General features: G+C 51.1%; 18 protein-coding genes and 1 tRNA gene. 10 read left to right on the top strand and 9 right to left on the bottom strand.

All coding sequences use genetic code 11. The annotated features are described in order from the left end of the window. Window position 1 precedes the first annotated feature (1 nt). The gene (locus tag J0X12_RS16875) at window positions 2-1,000 is read right to left on the bottom strand and encodes an AAA family ATPase (RefSeq protein ID WP_207047614.1); all 999 of its coding nucleotides are present in this window, start codon (window positions 998-1,000) and stop codon (window positions 2-4) included. 110 nt (window positions 1,001-1,110) lie between these two features. Here J0X12_RS16875 and J0X12_RS16870 point away from each other — a divergent pair, with 110 nt between their 5' ends. Genes J0X12_RS16870 through J0X12_RS16855 form a run of 4 tightly spaced genes read left to right on the top strand, consistent with a single transcriptional unit; the run spans window position 1,111 to window position 3,835 of the window. Next, complete coding sequence (locus tag J0X12_RS16870; protein ID WP_207047613.1) at window positions 1,111-1,695, top strand: DUF1285 domain-containing protein; 585 nt, start codon at window positions 1,111-1,113, stop codon at window positions 1,693-1,695. Further along, entirely contained in the window at window positions 1,676-2,329 is a 654-nt protein-coding gene (locus J0X12_RS16865; RefSeq protein WP_207047612.1) for a CoA pyrophosphatase, read from the top strand. The genes J0X12_RS16870 and J0X12_RS16865 overlap by 20 nt, the downstream gene beginning before the upstream one ends. After that, window positions 2,326-2,607: a DUF6111 family protein gene (locus J0X12_RS16860; protein ID WP_207047611.1), complete on the top strand. Its 282-nt coding sequence runs from the start codon at window positions 2,326-2,328 to the stop codon at window positions 2,605-2,607. Before J0X12_RS16865 ends, J0X12_RS16860 begins: the two co-directional genes overlap by 4 nt. A 7-nt stretch (window positions 2,608-2,614) precedes the next feature. Continuing rightward, window positions 2,615-3,835 (top strand): CCA tRNA nucleotidyltransferase, encoded by a 1,221-nt coding sequence (locus J0X12_RS16855; RefSeq protein ID WP_207047610.1) that lies wholly within the window; start codon window positions 2,615-2,617, stop codon window positions 3,833-3,835. On the opposite strand, the gene J0X12_RS16850 is transcribed toward J0X12_RS16855, so the two are convergent. Beyond that, on the bottom strand, window positions 3,821-4,687 hold the full coding sequence (locus tag J0X12_RS16850) for a hypothetical protein (protein ID WP_207047609.1): 867 nt from the start codon (window positions 4,685-4,687) through the stop codon (window positions 3,821-3,823). The two genes, J0X12_RS16855 and J0X12_RS16850, sit on opposite strands and share 15 nt — an antisense overlap. Before the next feature lie 122 nt (window positions 4,688-4,809). On the opposite strand from J0X12_RS16850, the gene J0X12_RS16845 reads away from it, so the two are divergent. Next, a complete protein-coding gene (locus J0X12_RS16845) occupies window positions 4,810-5,076 on the top strand; it encodes a hypothetical protein (protein ID WP_207047608.1) in 267 nt (88 codons plus the stop codon). Between the two features lie 101 nt (window positions 5,077-5,177). After that, entirely contained in the window at window positions 5,178-6,236 is a 1,059-nt protein-coding gene (locus J0X12_RS16840) for a bifunctional transcriptional activator/DNA repair enzyme AdaA (protein ID WP_207047607.1), read from the top strand. A gap of 6 nt (window positions 6,237-6,242) precedes the next feature. Here the strand turns inward: J0X12_RS16840 and J0X12_RS16835 are convergent, their stop codons facing one another. The 3 genes from J0X12_RS16835 to J0X12_RS16825 are packed head-to-tail and all read right to left on the bottom strand — an operon-like array spanning window position 6,243 to window position 8,386. Then, the gene (locus J0X12_RS16835) at window positions 6,243-6,944 is read right to left on the bottom strand and encodes a transglycosylase SLT domain-containing protein (protein WP_207047606.1); all 702 of its coding nucleotides are present in this window, start codon (window positions 6,942-6,944) and stop codon (window positions 6,243-6,245) included. Window positions 6,945-6,986: 42 nt separating this feature from the next. Then, window positions 6,987-7,499 (bottom strand): GNAT family N-acetyltransferase, encoded by a 513-nt coding sequence (locus J0X12_RS16830; protein ID WP_420497103.1) that lies wholly within the window; start codon window positions 7,497-7,499, stop codon window positions 6,987-6,989. A gap of 11 nt (window positions 7,500-7,510) precedes the next feature. After that, the gene (locus tag J0X12_RS16825; RefSeq protein WP_237688211.1) at window positions 7,511-8,386 is read right to left on the bottom strand and encodes an N-formylglutamate amidohydrolase; all 876 of its coding nucleotides are present in this window, start codon (window positions 8,384-8,386) and stop codon (window positions 7,511-7,513) included. Window positions 8,387-8,507: 121 nt separating this feature from the next. On the opposite strand from J0X12_RS16825, the gene J0X12_RS16820 reads away from it, so the two are divergent. Then, a complete protein-coding gene (locus J0X12_RS16820; RefSeq protein WP_207047603.1) occupies window positions 8,508-8,879 on the top strand; it encodes a response regulator in 372 nt (123 codons plus the stop codon). A gap of 108 nt (window positions 8,880-8,987) precedes the next feature. Further along, window positions 8,988-9,064 (top strand) — tRNA-Val (locus tag J0X12_RS16815). A 127-nt stretch (window positions 9,065-9,191) separates the two neighbouring features. Here the strand turns inward: J0X12_RS16815 and J0X12_RS16810 are convergent. After that, window positions 9,192-9,734 (bottom strand): hypothetical protein, encoded by a 543-nt coding sequence (locus J0X12_RS16810; RefSeq protein ID WP_207047602.1) that lies wholly within the window; start codon window positions 9,732-9,734, stop codon window positions 9,192-9,194. A gap of 343 nt (window positions 9,735-10,077) precedes the next feature. Between J0X12_RS16810 and J0X12_RS16805 the strand changes: the two genes are divergently transcribed. Continuing rightward, window positions 10,078-10,701: a hypothetical protein gene (locus tag J0X12_RS16805; protein ID WP_207047601.1), complete on the top strand. Its 624-nt coding sequence runs from the start codon at window positions 10,078-10,080 to the stop codon at window positions 10,699-10,701. 11 nt (window positions 10,702-10,712) lie between these two features. Here the strand turns inward: J0X12_RS16805 and J0X12_RS16800 are convergent, their stop codons facing one another. The 3 genes from J0X12_RS16800 to J0X12_RS16790 form a co-directional block, all read right to left on the bottom strand. Further along, entirely contained in the window at window positions 10,713-11,171 is a 459-nt protein-coding gene (locus tag J0X12_RS16800) for a DUF3237 domain-containing protein (protein WP_207047600.1), read from the bottom strand. Window positions 11,172-11,438: 267 nt separating this feature from the next. After that, entirely contained in the window at window positions 11,439-12,311 is an 873-nt protein-coding gene (locus tag J0X12_RS16795) for a mechanosensitive ion channel family protein (protein ID WP_207047599.1), read from the bottom strand. A 25-nt stretch (window positions 12,312-12,336) separates the two neighbouring features. After that, the gene (locus tag J0X12_RS16790) at window positions 12,337-13,176 is read right to left on the bottom strand and encodes an AsmA family protein (protein ID WP_207047598.1); all 840 of its coding nucleotides are present in this window, start codon (window positions 13,174-13,176) and stop codon (window positions 12,337-12,339) included. 165 nt (window positions 13,177-13,341) lie between these two features. Here J0X12_RS16790 and J0X12_RS16785 point away from each other — a divergent pair, with 165 nt between their 5' ends. Then, entirely contained in the window at window positions 13,342-14,508 is a 1,167-nt protein-coding gene (locus J0X12_RS16785) for an MFS transporter (protein ID WP_207047597.1), read from the top strand. The last annotated feature ends 30 nt before the right edge of the window (window positions 14,509-14,538 follow it).

Below are 14,538 nucleotides of genomic sequence, written 5' to 3'. Positions count from 1 at the left end.
TTTACTCCAAAGGAACTGTAAGCGAGTCGATGATATCCTCCATCGTTATATTCTCCGCCCGGGCGGCATAAGAAAGCGCCATGCGATGGCGTAGCACCGGTCTGGCAAGAGCAACGACATCATCGATCGACGGACTCAGCCTTTTTTCCAATAGTGCCCGCGCACGCACCGCTAAAATAAGCGCCTGGCTTGCCCGCGGTCCTGGGCCCCAGGAAACATACTTATTGATCAGCTCGTTTTCGCTCTCTCCCGGTCGCCCTTCACGCACGAGTTTCAGAATTGCGTCGATAACGGCATCGCTCACCGGCATTTCACGAACCAGGTGCTGCGCTTCCATCAATTCCGCAGGTGAGAGAATCTGTGCAGGAACCGCTTCGTCGTTGACCGTGGTTTCAAGCAGGATACGGCGCTCTGTCTCCCGGTCAGGATATCCGACATTGATCTGCATCAGGAAACGGTCGAGCTGCGCTTCTGGCAGGGGGTAAGTGCCTTCCTGTTCAATTGGATTTTGAGTGGCGAGCACATGGAACGGTTTTGGCAGGGGGTAAGTCTGGCCCGCAACCGTCACCATTTCTTCCTGCATTGCCTGTAGCAGGGCAGACTGGGTGCGGGGGCTGGCGCGGTTGATCTCGTCAGCCATCAGTATCTGCCCGAATATGGGACCTTTCAGAAATTTGAAATGGCGACTGCCGTCTTCTGCCGTTTCAAGAATTTCCGACCCCAGAATGTCGGCGGGCATTAAGTCGGGGGTGAACTGGACGCGTTTGTCATCCAGACCAAGTACGCCACCCAAAGTCTCGACGAGTCGGGTTTTTGCAAGGCCCGGAACGCCTATCAGCAAGGCATGGCCTCGCGCGAGAAGGGTAATTAATGTAAGTTCAACTACCTGATCCTGGCCGAAAATGAATTCCCCAATACCAGTTTTAAGACTGGAGAATTTTTCAGACAGGCTGTCGACTCTTTCGAGTATTTCCCGTTCGGTTTTGCCAGTTGTGTTCATGTGAGCCTGTCATCATCTATGAAAAATGAGTAATCTGAACTGGTGATATGGTAGCCAGCGACAACTAACCTAAATATAGTATCAAAAAATGAGCATTTAAGGCTAAAATTATGACAACTTCGGAGACAAAAGACGGCTTAGGCGCCATCATCAAACAGATTGAAGGGCAGAAACACCCGCCTGTTCATTTGTGGAATCCCGATTTTTGCGGTGATCTCGATATGCGGATCGCTCGGGATGGAACCTGGTTCTATCTTGGATCGCCCATCGGCCGAAAGCCGCTTGTAAAGCTGTTTTCCGGCGTTATCCGGCTAGATGATGACAACAAATATTACCTTGTCACACCGGTTGAGAAGATCGGCATTACAGTTGAAGACGCACCATTCGTTGCAGTTGAAATGTTTGTCGAGGGTCAGGGGCGGGAGAGAATTATAAGCTTTCGCACCAATGTTGACGATTTCGTGATCATGGATGAGGATCACCCGTTTCGCCTCGAAATTGATCCGGAAACCAAAGAGCCGTCTCCCTATGTGCGCGTGCGCGCCAATCTGGAGGCATTGATCAACCGCCCGGTTTTCTACGATCTTGTAAATCTTGCCGGAGAAGAAAGTATGGATGGGGAAGACCGCTTCGGGTTCTGGAGTAGTGGACAGTTTTTCGAGCTTGGATTGGTGAATGACATTTTTGATAAATGAGAAGCAGAAGCTGACGGAAATATTGAGGAAATCCCTGGAGCCGGTACCGATTGAAGTGCCGTCCGTCTTGAGCCTAAACGATAATTTACGCGGTGATCACGATTTGAACCCGGCGAGTGCCCCTAGTCATGATCTACCTTTCACCCCCGCCGCTGTATTGGTTCCCATCGTTTTGCGCAAGGAAGGCCCGACAGTCATTCTGACCCGCCGTGCAACCCATCTTTCAAAGCATGCGGGTCAGATCAGCTTTCCAGGCGGACGGGCAGATGAGGGCGATGAGAATGCCGTTGCAACAGCGCTGCGCGAGTCTCAGGAAGAGATCTCGCTCGATCCGGGCCTGGTAGAAGTAATCGGGTCTTTGACGACATATGTGACCGTGACCCAATACTCTGTGACGCCGGTTGTCGGGCTTGTTGAGCCGGCATTCGATTTGCGACCGGAAGCTGGAGAGGTATCGGAGATTTTTGAAGTACCGCTCGATTTCCTGCTTGATCAGGCAAACCGCAAAAAACATAGCGGATTCCGTAATGGGGTGGAAAGGTTCTGGTATGCGATCCCATTCGGTGACTATTATATCTGGGGTGCCACTGCCGGCATGATAAAAGATTTATCGGAACGGATAATGCTGAAATGATCAGAGCGATACTTTTCCATATCATTCCACTCATTCTTCCTTTTGTGGTTTACGGCGTTTATCTATATTTCAATTCGCGTGCAGGCGGGGATAAAACATGGGGAAAAACATCCCTAGCCATTGCAACGATATCCGGTTTGTTGTTGATGGCCGCCAGCCTGATCGCGCTGGGATTGGTGAGCGGGGAGCCGAGCGAAGGAACGGTCTATGTGCCCCCCAGGTTTGAGGATGGGCGGATAATCGATTCGCAGATAGTGCCAGCCGAGAAAAAAGAGTGACGGCGCAATGCCATCCAAGGCAAACCTCGTTGATATTTTTTCGAATCCTCCGCCCTGGCGGAAATGGCCGGAAACCCAGGCAGTCCTAGATGCCTTGATAAATGAAGGTGGGGCGGTTCGTTTCGTTGGAGGATGCGTTCGCGACGCACTGCTAGGCCTCGCGACAGATGATATTGACATCGCAACTGATCTGCTGCCGGGTACCGTTATTCAGGGGCTTGAACGGGCAGGCATAACGGCACTTCCGACGGGACTTGATCACGGTACCATCACGGCCGTTCTGAACAAGCGGCATTTTGAGATCACCACGTTGCGGGTCGATGTTGTTAGTCACGGGCGGCATGCGGAAATTGCTTTTACCCAGCATTGGGAACGCGACGCAGAACGCAGGGATTTCACCTTCAATGCGCTTTATCTCGATCCTGCAGGGGAATTGGTTGATCCTGTCGGCGGTCTTGCTGACCTTGCCGTGCGTCATGTCCGCTTTATTGGCAACGCGGAGGACCGTATCCGCGAAGACCGGTTACGTGTCTTGCGTTATTTTCGTTTTTACGCCCGGTTTGGGGCTAATAACCCGGATGAACATGCCGTGCGTGCCTGCGCAAAGGCGGCGCGTCAACTTGGCCAATTATCGGTGGAACGGGTACAGAAAGAATTGTTTCTGCTGCTCGACAGTGAAAATCCTGGCCCAGCCTTAGAGCTTATGGACGACACCGGCGTATTGGCGGCTATCATTGACGGGCCGGCGGATAAAGGACGATTGAAATCCCTGTTATCTCTTGATGTCCCGAGTGATGGACTTTTGCGGTTCGCGGCACTCCTTGGGGGCGATAAGGAAAGAGCACTCCACCTCGCGACAAAACTGCGTTTTTCCAACAAGCAGAAAGACCGGCTGGCCGTGATGTGTGCAGGAGATGTTGTTGCCGACATGCCAGCATCTACGCGGAAGGAAGCTTTGTATAAAATCGGGAAGGCCGGATTTTTGGAACAGACGCTTCTGCTTTGGGCATCACTCGGACCAAATCACAAGTTGGACGCCTATCTTGAGGAAGCGTCCTGTTGGACCGCACCGGAATTTCCGGTCACGGGTCAGGACCTATTGAGCCGCGGGATCGGCGAGGGGGAAAAGCTTGGCAGGATGTTGAAGGAGATGGAATCACGGTGGATCGCCTCCGGCTTTAGGCGGACAAAGGCCGAATTGCTCAGCGATTTTTTACCGGACGCCTAAGATCCATCCTTCCTCCATCCGGCATTTCCTTTCATCAGGCAATGCCAGCCAGCGAGGGGCCGAGAAAGCTTCTCGCGCCTCTCCTGAAGCGATCTTATCCAGCAGCCAGTCCCGGCAGGCCAAGACCTGGCGGGCATCTTTGATTGGGTGGTCATAGGAAGTATGGCTATTCAGGCTGGGCCAGATTTCCGTGAGGATGATGCCATCCAGATCCACCTCCCAGTTAGTCTCGAAAGGCCAGAACCTGATACGGTGAGCCAGGTCAGGCTGACGTGCGAGATCATTCAGTTCCTTAAGGCCGGTGAGAGACTGGCTTCCGACCGAGCCGGTGGTGTACAGCTTCCAGACAGTGGAGATAGAATTTTCCCTTCTCTCATCCCGAAGAAATTTTTCCACGATACGCCATTCCGTGAATTCATCATGGTTGAAGTCGGGCTTTTTGACGGTTAGATATTCCGATGCCGCAGACGCCGGACATCCCCAGAAGGGGCCTGCGCCACCGGATATGGTTTCATTGAAGTTTGCGGCAACTTCAAACCGGTTGTTCTTGTCTGATGTATCGGAAGTAAGGTTGCGGGCAATATAAGCCGCCGCGGCGCGTCCGCCGCCAAGGCCGCTGCCGGCCGGATAGCCGAAAGGAAAATCGAAACCGACGCAGGCGGAGCCATCAAAATCGACGAGCAATTCATGGATGCGCTCCATGCAGGCGGATCGCGTGCGAAAATATTCTGCGTTTGAGAGATTACCTTTTGCGCCCCAGGCGAGCCAGCATCTGTCCGCAGATGGCTTTGCCGGACCAGGTGAGGCGGCGGCGGACCAATCCACCATGATGACAAGGTCAAACAATGCCAAACCTTCTTCTCATGCTTCTAATACTCTTTGCGCAGACTATATTATGATAAATCAGTGTATTTGCCATGGAATTCCCTACATTAAAGAAATCGGGCATTCAAATCACGCCGGAGGGTTTTGCGATGAAACGGGTCATTTTGGCTTCAACGGTTACTGCTTTTTTCATTTTCACGCCGCCAGCTCTGGCGGACGAAAAGAAGGATGATCCTGAAAATATGGCGCTTCAGGGTATTACTAAGCTCATGGACGCCTTGGGGGCGTTTATTTCATCAATACCGCAGTATGAAGCGCCGACAATGAATGAAAACGGGGATATCATTATTCGCCGGAAAAACCCCGATAAGGATGAGTCGGAGGGCGAGCCCAAGTTGGAGGAAACAGCAACCTGATCTCAAGAATCGCAGGGGCGATATCATCGCGGGAATCGGATAGTCTGTATTTGCCGGATTGTCTAAATTACCTCTCAATGTAATTGAGATGGGCTTAAAAAATGACCAATGAAGCAAGACTGAACGCGGTCATGATCCGCGACAAGAATGAAGATGGCAGGTTTGTTTATGGTGTAACGTCGACAGGTATCTACTGCCGGCCCTCCTGTCCCGCACGGAATCCCAAACCGGAGAATGTACGGTTTTTTGACGTGCCGGAGCTCGCGGAGGCCGAAGGCTTTCGTGCCTGTCGTCGGTGTCGGCCGGATCTGGTGAAAATCGTTGATCCCGGATTGTCGCTCACCCGCCAGATCTGTCAGTTAGTGGAGCGGCATATCCGCGAGTATACGAACGAAAAGCTGACGCTTGGTTGGCTGGCGAACGAGACGGGATATAGCGAGGACCATCTCTCCCGTAGTTTCAAGAAAATCCTCGGCATTTCCCCGATAGACTATTACGACAATCGCCGGACGATTGCGTTCAAGGAAAATGTAAAGGCCGGAGAAACTGTTTCCGAAGCTGCCTATGGTGCTGGATTTGGCTCTGCGTCCCGGCTGTATGAAAAGGCGCATGCGCGTCTTGGCATGACACCCGCCTCCTATGCCAAGGGCGGTGCGGGGGCGGAAATCGCCTATGCATTTGCAGAATGTTTTCTTGGTCTGATGCTGGTGGCCGGTACGCGTCAGGGGGTTTGTGCTGTCTATTTCGGCGACGACAAAGCTAAACTTCTTGACGAGTTGGAGCGCGAGTTTCCCAAGGCAGAAATCGCGGTCGATGTTGGGCAGCTTGCGGACTGGACCAAAGCAATCGTTGATTTTCTGCAAGAGCAGTCTGCCGCTCTACCGGAGATCCCGCTTGATATGTACGGTACAGCGTTTCAGCGACGTGTCTGGCAGGCGCTCCTCCAGATCGGACCCGGTAAAACGAAGACATATCGCGAGTTGGCAATGGACTTGGGGGCACCAAAATCGGCGCGGGCGGTAGGACGTGCCTGTGCCACAAATCCGGTTTCTCTCATTGTTCCCTGCCATCGGGTTATCGGCACTGATGGCAAGCTGCATGGATACCGATGGGGACTTGAGCGGAAAGAGGCTTTACGTAACTGGGAAGGGGAGCTGTGACGTCGATTACGACGACGGGCTCATCGCCAGCTTTTGCTTGTTTTCCTGCGTGAAGCGGCGCTGGCTCGCCTCCTTGATTCGTTCGGCCAGCTGTTCCCGTTTAAGCTGGTAAGCCTCGCGTGCGGCCGCCATTCTGGCTTCCGTGTCTTTGCGCCGCTCCTTCTGCCAGATTTTCAGGACTTTCTGCCGATACGGAACGTTATATTTGTGGGTACGGGAATGATAGTGGGCGATTGCCGTATTCCATGAACGACTTTCTTCTCTGAGACTCTTCAGTAGTTTTGCGGCATAGAGCGTATTCTGCTTGGGGTCGAGTGCGGCGTCCAGATCCTCGAACGCATCCGGATGATAGTGGAGATTAACCTGCATGCAACCGACATCTATATTCCTGACGCCTTTCGCCTTTAGCGCCTTCACTTCCTGTATAGCAGCAGCCTTGCTCGGCAGATATCTCCCCCGTCCCTCGGCATAAACAGTCCAGGGCCAGGCAATCATTTCCTGCTTCTCCTTGTGCCAGTGACCGCTTTCAGTTAGGGAAACGGCAGTCAGAAGCCGCTTGGGAAGGCGGTGCGCGCGCTCAGCCGCAGTTACCGCTTTGCCGCAGGTTTCTGCGTATTGCGGTTCAGTGGCAATCACGCTTGCCGCCTCGGATACCGGTGTTTGCAGAGCAAACAGAATTAAAGCAAGTGACCAGGTTAATATACGCATTTACATCCTCCTGCCTTAAGAGGAGCAAATTCCGCGCCAGTTTTATCCTTCAGTCAGATTTTTTTGCATTATCACGGTATCGAGCCATCTATCATGCTTATAACCAACGGACTCCAGAATTCCAACGAGTCGAAATCCGAGGCTGAGATGCAGGCTGATAGAACTTTTATTGCCTGAATCACCAATGACCGCCACCATCTGGACCCTGCCGGCCTCCCGGCATTCCTCGATCAGTGCGGAAAGTAGTGCCTTTCCAACACCTTTTTTCCGGCCGTCTTCGCGAACATAGACGGAATTTTCTACCGTATTTCGATAGGCTGGACGGGGCCTATATACACCGGCATATGCAAAACCAACCACATCGCCGTTCTGCTCAGCAACCAGATACGGGAGTTGCTGCTCCAAAATCGCGTTTCGGCGTGCCGTGATCTCCATCATATCGGGCGGGTCAATTTCAAAAGTGCCGAAGCCGGTCAGAACACTTGTCGCGTAAATATCGGTAATTGAGCCAATATCTTCGGAAATTGAGGGACGGATATTTATTGTATTCGGCAAGCTCATCCGCGTTACGCCGTCAACAACGAGCTATAGTCGGTACTCATGTCCTGTACGAATCCGGCAATTGCTTTTTTGAGTTTCTCAAATCCGTCAGTTGTTTCCAGTTTCTTCTGGTCCATATAGAGCGCCCGGTTAATCTCAATCTGCAGGGCATGGATATTCTTCTCCGGGTTTCCATAGTGGGCCGTAATATACCCGCCTGCATAAGGAGAATTCTGGCCGACATGATAGCCTTGTGCTTCCAGCCGAGTAAAAACCTCCTCAAACAATTGTGGTCCGCACGAGGTGCCGTACCTGTTTCCAAGGATTATATCGGGCCTCTGATTGGTCGTCCTGAATAGTGAACTGCCTCGTGTTGCGTTGGCCGTTGGCATGGAATGACAATCGAGCAAATAGATATAGCCGAATTTTTTCCGGCCTGCCTCGAGCAGTTGGCGAAGTGCATGATGATACGGAAAATAGCAATCATTGATGCGCTGGCGTGCGTCTTCGAAGTCGAGTTTGCCGCCATATATTTCCTGCCCGGCGCCAACAACTTTTGGTATGGTCCCTATCCCGCTGGCCAACCGGGGGCTGGTTGTCATCACATAGTCAGGAAGTGGCGTTTTATACATAAGCGGGTCAAGCTCGAAGGCTTCACGATTGGCGTCGCAATAGGCGCGTGGAAAATCCGCGGAAAGCAGCGGTGCGCCAAAGACAGGGGCGCAAGAAAACAGCTCATCGACAAGAAAATCCTCAGACTGGCGCAGCTTTGTGCAGTCCAGTCTTGCACTGTCGATAAAGTCTTTCGGATAGTTGCGACCGCTATGGGGGGACGAAAACACAAAGGGAATGCGCCATTCCGCGGGCCAATCAATCTTTACTGGGGATGCAAAGGCCTCCATGATCGAGTTGCTCACCTATAGTGCCAGTTTAAAATTTATATCGGCTCATTTTGCCAGCCTCATTCGAATAGTATAGTCTAATTCCGGTTTGTATTTGAATGACAATTATGTAGATTTTGCCATGGCGCGTATTTTGCTTGCAGAAGATGATGAAAACCTCCGCCCCTTTCTGGCGCGAAGTCTCGAAAATGCCGGACATGAAGTTCTCGCTTTCAGTGACGGGGAAGATGCACTGCCAGTACTCGGGATCGGTCATGTCGATATCCTGATTTCTGATCTCGTGATGCCGGGAATGAATGGAATTGAGCTTGCCCGACATGCCCGGGACAAAGATCCGAACCTGCCAGTCATCTTTATTACAGGCTTTTCTGCGGTGGCGATGGAGGCGCTTGATACCATAAATGGTGTGAGTAAAGTTCTATCGAAGCCGTTTCATCTCAATTCCTTGGTAGAGGCTGTGCGGAACGCCCTGGATGACCGGGCGATATCCTGACTGAGTTAGAAACTTTCTTTATCCGCTGCCTGAATTAGTTAGGGCTTGCAATGGTCTTCCCGGCGCATTATAAGTCGCGAATTCCCGCCGCAAACGATGCGGAGATAGGGGCGTATAGCTCAGTTGGTTAGAGCGCTGTGTTGACATCGCAGAGGTCACAAGTTCGAATCTTGTTACGCCCACCATTCCCAAGACTTTGATTTAGACACAAAAAAAAGCGGTAGAAGTTTTCGTCCCGACCGCTCGTTGTTTCAGATATGGTGCCATATCCGGTGCCGTAACCGCACTATCAATTCCAGCGTAATTTCAGCATTATTGTACCGCGGTATTTTTCAGCAAAGTCGGGCTTCCAAGAGGAAAACGGATAAGTGTTTGTTCACCGCCGCCCTGCTGCAGAACGATCTTCCATTCCATGACAAAGACGAAGGGTGCTTTTGGCGATGACGCGACCAGTTCGCCTGTATTAATGTTCAGATACATCAGCCCGTGCGGCATGGGACCTGACTTAATCGTGAGATAGGTCGCGTCTGAGCTCTCAATGACGATTCCCGGCTTGGGCCAATACTCGATATCCATCAATAACGAGCTCTCGACGATGAGGGAGCGAAAGACAGGAGACGAGACGCGGTAGGCAGTCTTGGCCGTCAGATTACGCTCTTCCATTAATCGTGGAAGGTGGGTTCTGTCTCTATCCGAAGGCATGAAAGAAACCACATAATCGATGATATCTGTATCATTTTTGACCATAAAGGTTTTAAGGCAGGGATATATCCGCTCGCCAATCTGCGTGTAGAAAAAATCACCGTATTTAATGTCTGTCAGAAATGCGGGTTTGCCAATTACATCAACATTCATTTTAATGCCGCCTCTCTTGTGCCGAAAATTATATAATATAACAATCGGTTAAAAATAATGTCCGACTGTAGCTCCTTTTCGTCGGTTGTGACAGTCGACGCTGCTATTCGCGATTGTCTTGGTGCTATGATCACGCGATTGGGAAAATATCCCAAAAAAACCTGTCAAAAAAATTATATCGATAATTAGTCGAAAAGTAAAAATAATTGCCGGATATGGTTAACACAATTTCGGGTAAACCCCGTTAAAAAGCTAATTGTTTGGGCAGCCTCTTGTTGATTGCGGGTCCCGCGTGAACAATGTTAAAGGACTATTCCGATCAGGAAGATTTTGGAGCGAACTTATGAGGGTCTTAATTCTATTCATTGCCGGTATGCTGCTGGCAGGTTGTGCCAACCCGACGGTGGAAGCAAATGTAACCGCCTTTTACACGCCAGAGCTTTCCGGCATCAATGGAAAGACAATTGTGGTGCGGGCCCATCCGCAGGCCAAGGAATCGAGCCTTGAATTCCTGAATTACCGCCCAAAAATTGCCGACAAGCTTAGGCTGGTTGGCTTTGTCGTAAGGGAAGATCTCCCCGATCCGGATTATATCGCTTACGTGAGCTATGGCGTTGACGGAACGGAGCCGCGTTCTTCAACCTCCTCTTCCCCCATGTTTGGAACCATGGGGATAGGCGTGTTTGGAGGCAGCGGGCCATATTACGGTGGCTCGATTGGCCGGACCTATAACACGCAAACCTGGGTTGAGTATAATCGGTTCATTGCAATAGATATTGTCGAAGGCAAGTCGGCGGGCTCATCGGCACCAGTTCGAATCTACGAAGGACGCGCGCAGTCCGCCGGTCGATGCCCGACACTTGCCGGAGTGTTCGACGAGGTTCTGGATGCGTTGTTCGAAGACTTCCCGGGCGTCAATGGGAAAACAATATTTGTCAGTATTCCCTGGGACGGATCCTGTGAATAAGGTGGTTAAGCCTATTCTACTTTGAAAACGCTGTATTTCGGTCCTTGAGCGTTACGTTCACCGGTAGCGAGAAAGAGGTGCTTGTTCAGCCACAGATGCGAGGCGGAAGAGGTCTCGAAGCGCGGTGAAACGCGAAAGTAAAACTGACTGGGATCAACTTCTTCTCCGCGCGCCATCTTGTCCATGACCTCCTTGGGTCCATGGCGAAGCCCTTCGTAGCGGGCGTATATCAGAGCGCCGTCTTCAGCCTCGATTGTCAGGCGGACGTCAAGCTGCATGACGTCATCTTCGCGCATCAAAAGCCAGTCCGCACCGCCGAGTATGCGACCGCTAAGCATCGGGCCGGAGACATCGCCGCCTGTAACATCCGCGATCAACCGTCCGCCGAGCGGGGTTTTCCCGAGATTGGCAATTGGAGTTTTAACGGAGAGTTGCATGTCGAACGCATGGGTTAACTTAACTTCAGGCATGGCGTTATCCTTTGTTGTTGTTTTTATGGACGTTGTCTATTGCCCTGCTGGCAGCAATCGAAATATTCGTAGTTATATGTGCTGTAGGGGTTGGGGTTATCGACCGAAAAATTTGCGCAGCCCATAAGGAGGAGTGCCGTGCTTGCAATAAAAACGTATCTCATTTGATTTGATCCCTGTTCCCGTTGCCATCCATTCTATCTGGGAACGGATATGATTGTTATCGGAAATTTGGTTGTCATGCATAAAACTATATCACAGCGACCGTTATAAAATCGGCGGTGGTTTCGCCGGACCTGTACCTTCATTAAGGCGGGGGAGGGCAAGACTTGTTCCCCCAAACTTCATCAATTCGATGCCATTTTCCTGCAGACAATCATATATCGCCGCGTTAATGACATATCTATCCTCAAAATACTGAAGGCCCGGAACCCAGACACGTGTGCCGATGACAAGGCCGCCATAGGTGAAATCCTGAATGCCGACTTGTGGCTGCGGGGTATTCTCATCAACCACGACCTTGGCGAGGGCTTCCTGTACCAGCTTGACGATCTGTTTTGGATCTACATCGGCGGCAACGCAGAAATTGCTCTCGACTATCCGAACTTCCATTGAATTGACAATGACCTGACCGACAATCTCCTTGTTTGGCACCGCGATCTGCTCCCCGTCCTCTCCGGTCAGGAAAGTAATGCCCAGGGTGATCCGGTCAACAACCCCGCTTACCCCCTGGACAGTAATGACATTGCCGATCACGAAAGGTCGGGTCAGGATAATCGCAATGCCTGCCCCGAAATTGGATATTGGTCCCTGCAAGGCGAGTGTTGCGCCGAACGTAACGGCACCGGCGAGCGCAATCAGCGGCGCTATACTTACGCCGAAGTTGCCGAGCGTGATGATGATCAGGATAACGATCAACACGGCCTTGACAACACTTCCCAGAAACTGGGAGAGGGTGACGTCAATATTCTTTGCCTGCGCCAGACCGATCAGCTTGTTGCCAATCCAGTTCGCGACGAGCAGGCCGATCAGCAAGAATACAACGGCACCTAATATTTGAAATCCATACTCGACCGCGAAGTCGGTCACTATTTCAATCCAGACCGAGACAGTCTCGATATTCTCGTTTACTTTTTCCATAATCTCTACTTAGTTAATGGAGGTCCTAGTCACCAAACAGTTTCTTGATAGATTTGCCGGCGCCTTCTACTGCATCGACCGCGCCCTTGGCCGCGTCCTCAGCGATCACCCCGGCTTCGCCTGCGGCTTTTCCGACGCCTTTCTTAAGGACAAGGTCGCCTGCGTTTTCAAGCAAACTACCAAGGTTTTTGCCGATCCCGAGGCCGGTGATGACCGTCATGGCCTTGCCGGTCAGCTCGTTAACAACTTTTGCCGCAACCTGTCCGGGGGTTGCCCCTCCTTCGTCTTTACCAATATTGGTCATATGAATATTCGGTAACCTGCCGTCGATTTTCTTGCCGGCAAGCACGGGCGATATCACGGAAACCTGTCCACCATTGATGAATATATTATCAATGATGAGTTTCGGACCACTTTCATCGCTGCCCTCATCTTTTTTATCGCCGCCCGACAAGCCTTTTTCCTTCAGGAAGGTGTCGACATTGTTCCGAATGGCATCCAGGTTATTGGTGGTCTGGTTTACGGCATAGATAATCGAGGGATTTTCGACCCGGATCTCGCGGATATGAATAATTTCCTCGCTCGTATCCGAAATGTCAACTTCCACTGCGATGCTGTCGAGTTTAATGGAATGATCTTCGTCGAAACCTTCAGGATTGCCGACGCTGAAGCCTTTGAGTGCGCCCTTACCGCTTTTCAGGTCCAGATCAACCTCTTTCAGGACAACCTCCGTCTTCGTGACTTCAGAGCCATATTTTTCAACCGCAGCAATAATCATTTTATCCAGGTTGAAATAGAAGACGCCAACAGCGACGGCTATGATAACAATAAGACCGACTACAATTCCGCCGACTATTTTACCCATTTCCCTCTCGCCCCTTTGCTTCATCTCATGCAAATTCTTGATGGCCGATTAAGCCAGAGAATATCTGTATAGGCAAATATTTATCCCTCTAAATGACGCCTGCTTTACACTATCGTCTAACTCCCCTAGGAATAACTTGACGCTGTAATCAGAAAGACGCCGTACGTGCCTCCGTTCACTTCTAACGATTTTTTCCTGTCCATTCGGCTGGCGCCGTTTTATGCCGCGCTATTTCTAATTGTCGGGCTTCAATTACCGTTCTGGCCGGTCTGGCTTTCCTTTAAGGGGCTATCAGCGGAAGAAATTGGCATTGTTCTTTCTGCGCCCGTGTGGTCCAAAATTCTGTTCACCCCGATGATTACTTCCCTTGCGGATTATTTTGGCAGGCGGCGTGCCCCACTGGTGATCATGTCCGCGCTTTCTCTTGCACTGTTTCAGCTGTATTTCGTTGTTGATGGGTTTCTGCAGATTTTTGCGGTGGCTTTGTCTATCGGAATTCTAATTTCTTCCTTTAGTGCCGTTGGCGACAACCTGGTTCTCACTCTCGGGAGAACTCGGAATATAGACTATCCGCGCATTCGCCTTTGGGGGTCGATTTCCTTTATTGGCGGGTCCTTCTTTGGTGGCCTGCTACTGGCTGAACGGACTCCTGATTTCATCCCGGTCATGCTCTCCGCCGCCTTTCTGCTTTTGTTTCTGTGCTGTCTGCTGCTTCCCGAAGTGCATATAAGTCCCAGTGAACAAGGCAAAAAAGGCCTTCGTCGCTTGTTGAAATCCCCGCCCTTTCTTGTCTTTCTCCTGGCCGCCGGGTTAATTCAGGGAAGTCATGCCATTCTGTACGCAGCCGGGACCCTTCATTGGCAAAAGCAGGGAATTAGCGATGCAACGATTGGATTTCTGTGGGCGGAAGGGGTGATCGTCGAAATAATTCTGTTCGCCTTTGCCAAACATTTGTTCAAATCCTTTAGCCCGCTACAGCTTATTGTCCTCGGCGGCATATCGGGCATGATAAGGTGGACAGTAATGGGATTGTCACCGGATGTTCCCGTTTTAATTTTCATACAAATGCTCCATGGCGTAACCTTTGCGGCAGCCCATCTGGGTGCTATGCGGTTTATCACGGAAAAAATACCTGTTGAGATGTCGGCGCGGGCACAGGGTCTTTATTCGGCCATATCTCTCGGGCTGATAATGGGCGGAGGCCTGTTCTTCTCAGGCTATCTTTATGAAAGCTTTTCAGTCGGGGCCTATTTCTTTATGGCGGGAAGTTGCGCCATGGCCTTGTTGATATGCCAGTATTTGAGGCGTGCGCCAGAGTCTCTGCAACTTTAAGGGATGACAGTTCAATCTGGAACGGTATAA

This window comes from Sneathiella sedimenti (assembly GCF_017313765.1).
Lineage (GTDB): Bacteria > Pseudomonadota > Alphaproteobacteria > Sneathiellales > Sneathiellaceae > Sneathiella > Sneathiella sedimenti.
This window is presented reverse-complemented; position numbering and strand designations above follow the sequence as displayed.

Coding starts and splice junctions, on each gene's coding strand:
- J0X12_RS16875 (WP_207047614.1), bottom strand. CDS start 1,000: ATGAACACAACTGGCAAAACCGAACGGGAAATACTCGAAAGAGTCGAC.
- J0X12_RS16870 (WP_207047613.1), top strand. CDS start 1,111: ATGACAACTTCGGAGACAAAAGACGGCTTAGGCGCCATCATCAAACAG.
- J0X12_RS16865 (WP_207047612.1), top strand. CDS start 1,676: ATGACATTTTTGATAAATGAGAAGCAGAAGCTGACGGAAATATTGAGG.
- J0X12_RS16860 (WP_207047611.1), top strand. CDS start 2,326: ATGATCAGAGCGATACTTTTCCATATCATTCCACTCATTCTTCCTTTT.
- J0X12_RS16855 (WP_207047610.1), top strand. CDS start 2,615: ATGCCATCCAAGGCAAACCTCGTTGATATTTTTTCGAATCCTCCGCCC.
- J0X12_RS16845 (WP_207047608.1), top strand. CDS start 4,810: ATGAAACGGGTCATTTTGGCTTCAACGGTTACTGCTTTTTTCATTTTC.
- J0X12_RS16840 (WP_207047607.1), top strand. CDS start 5,178: ATGACCAATGAAGCAAGACTGAACGCGGTCATGATCCGCGACAAGAAT.
- J0X12_RS16835 (WP_207047606.1), bottom strand. CDS start 6,944: ATGCGTATATTAACCTGGTCACTTGCTTTAATTCTGTTTGCTCTGCAA.
- J0X12_RS16825 (WP_237688211.1), bottom strand. CDS start 8,386: ATGGAGGCCTTTGCATCCCCAGTAAAGATTGATTGGCCCGCGGAATGG.
- J0X12_RS16820 (WP_207047603.1), top strand. CDS start 8,508: ATGGCGCGTATTTTGCTTGCAGAAGATGATGAAAACCTCCGCCCCTTT.
- J0X12_RS16810 (WP_207047602.1), bottom strand. CDS start 9,734: ATGAATGTTGATGTAATTGGCAAACCCGCATTTCTGACAGACATTAAA.
- J0X12_RS16805 (WP_207047601.1), top strand. CDS start 10,078: ATGAGGGTCTTAATTCTATTCATTGCCGGTATGCTGCTGGCAGGTTGT.
- J0X12_RS16800 (WP_207047600.1), bottom strand. CDS start 11,171: ATGCCTGAAGTTAAGTTAACCCATGCGTTCGACATGCAACTCTCCGTT.
- J0X12_RS16795 (WP_207047599.1), bottom strand. CDS start 12,311: ATGGAAAAAGTAAACGAGAATATCGAGACTGTCTCGGTCTGGATTGAA.
- J0X12_RS16790 (WP_207047598.1), bottom strand. CDS start 13,176: ATGGGTAAAATAGTCGGCGGAATTGTAGTCGGTCTTATTGTTATCATA.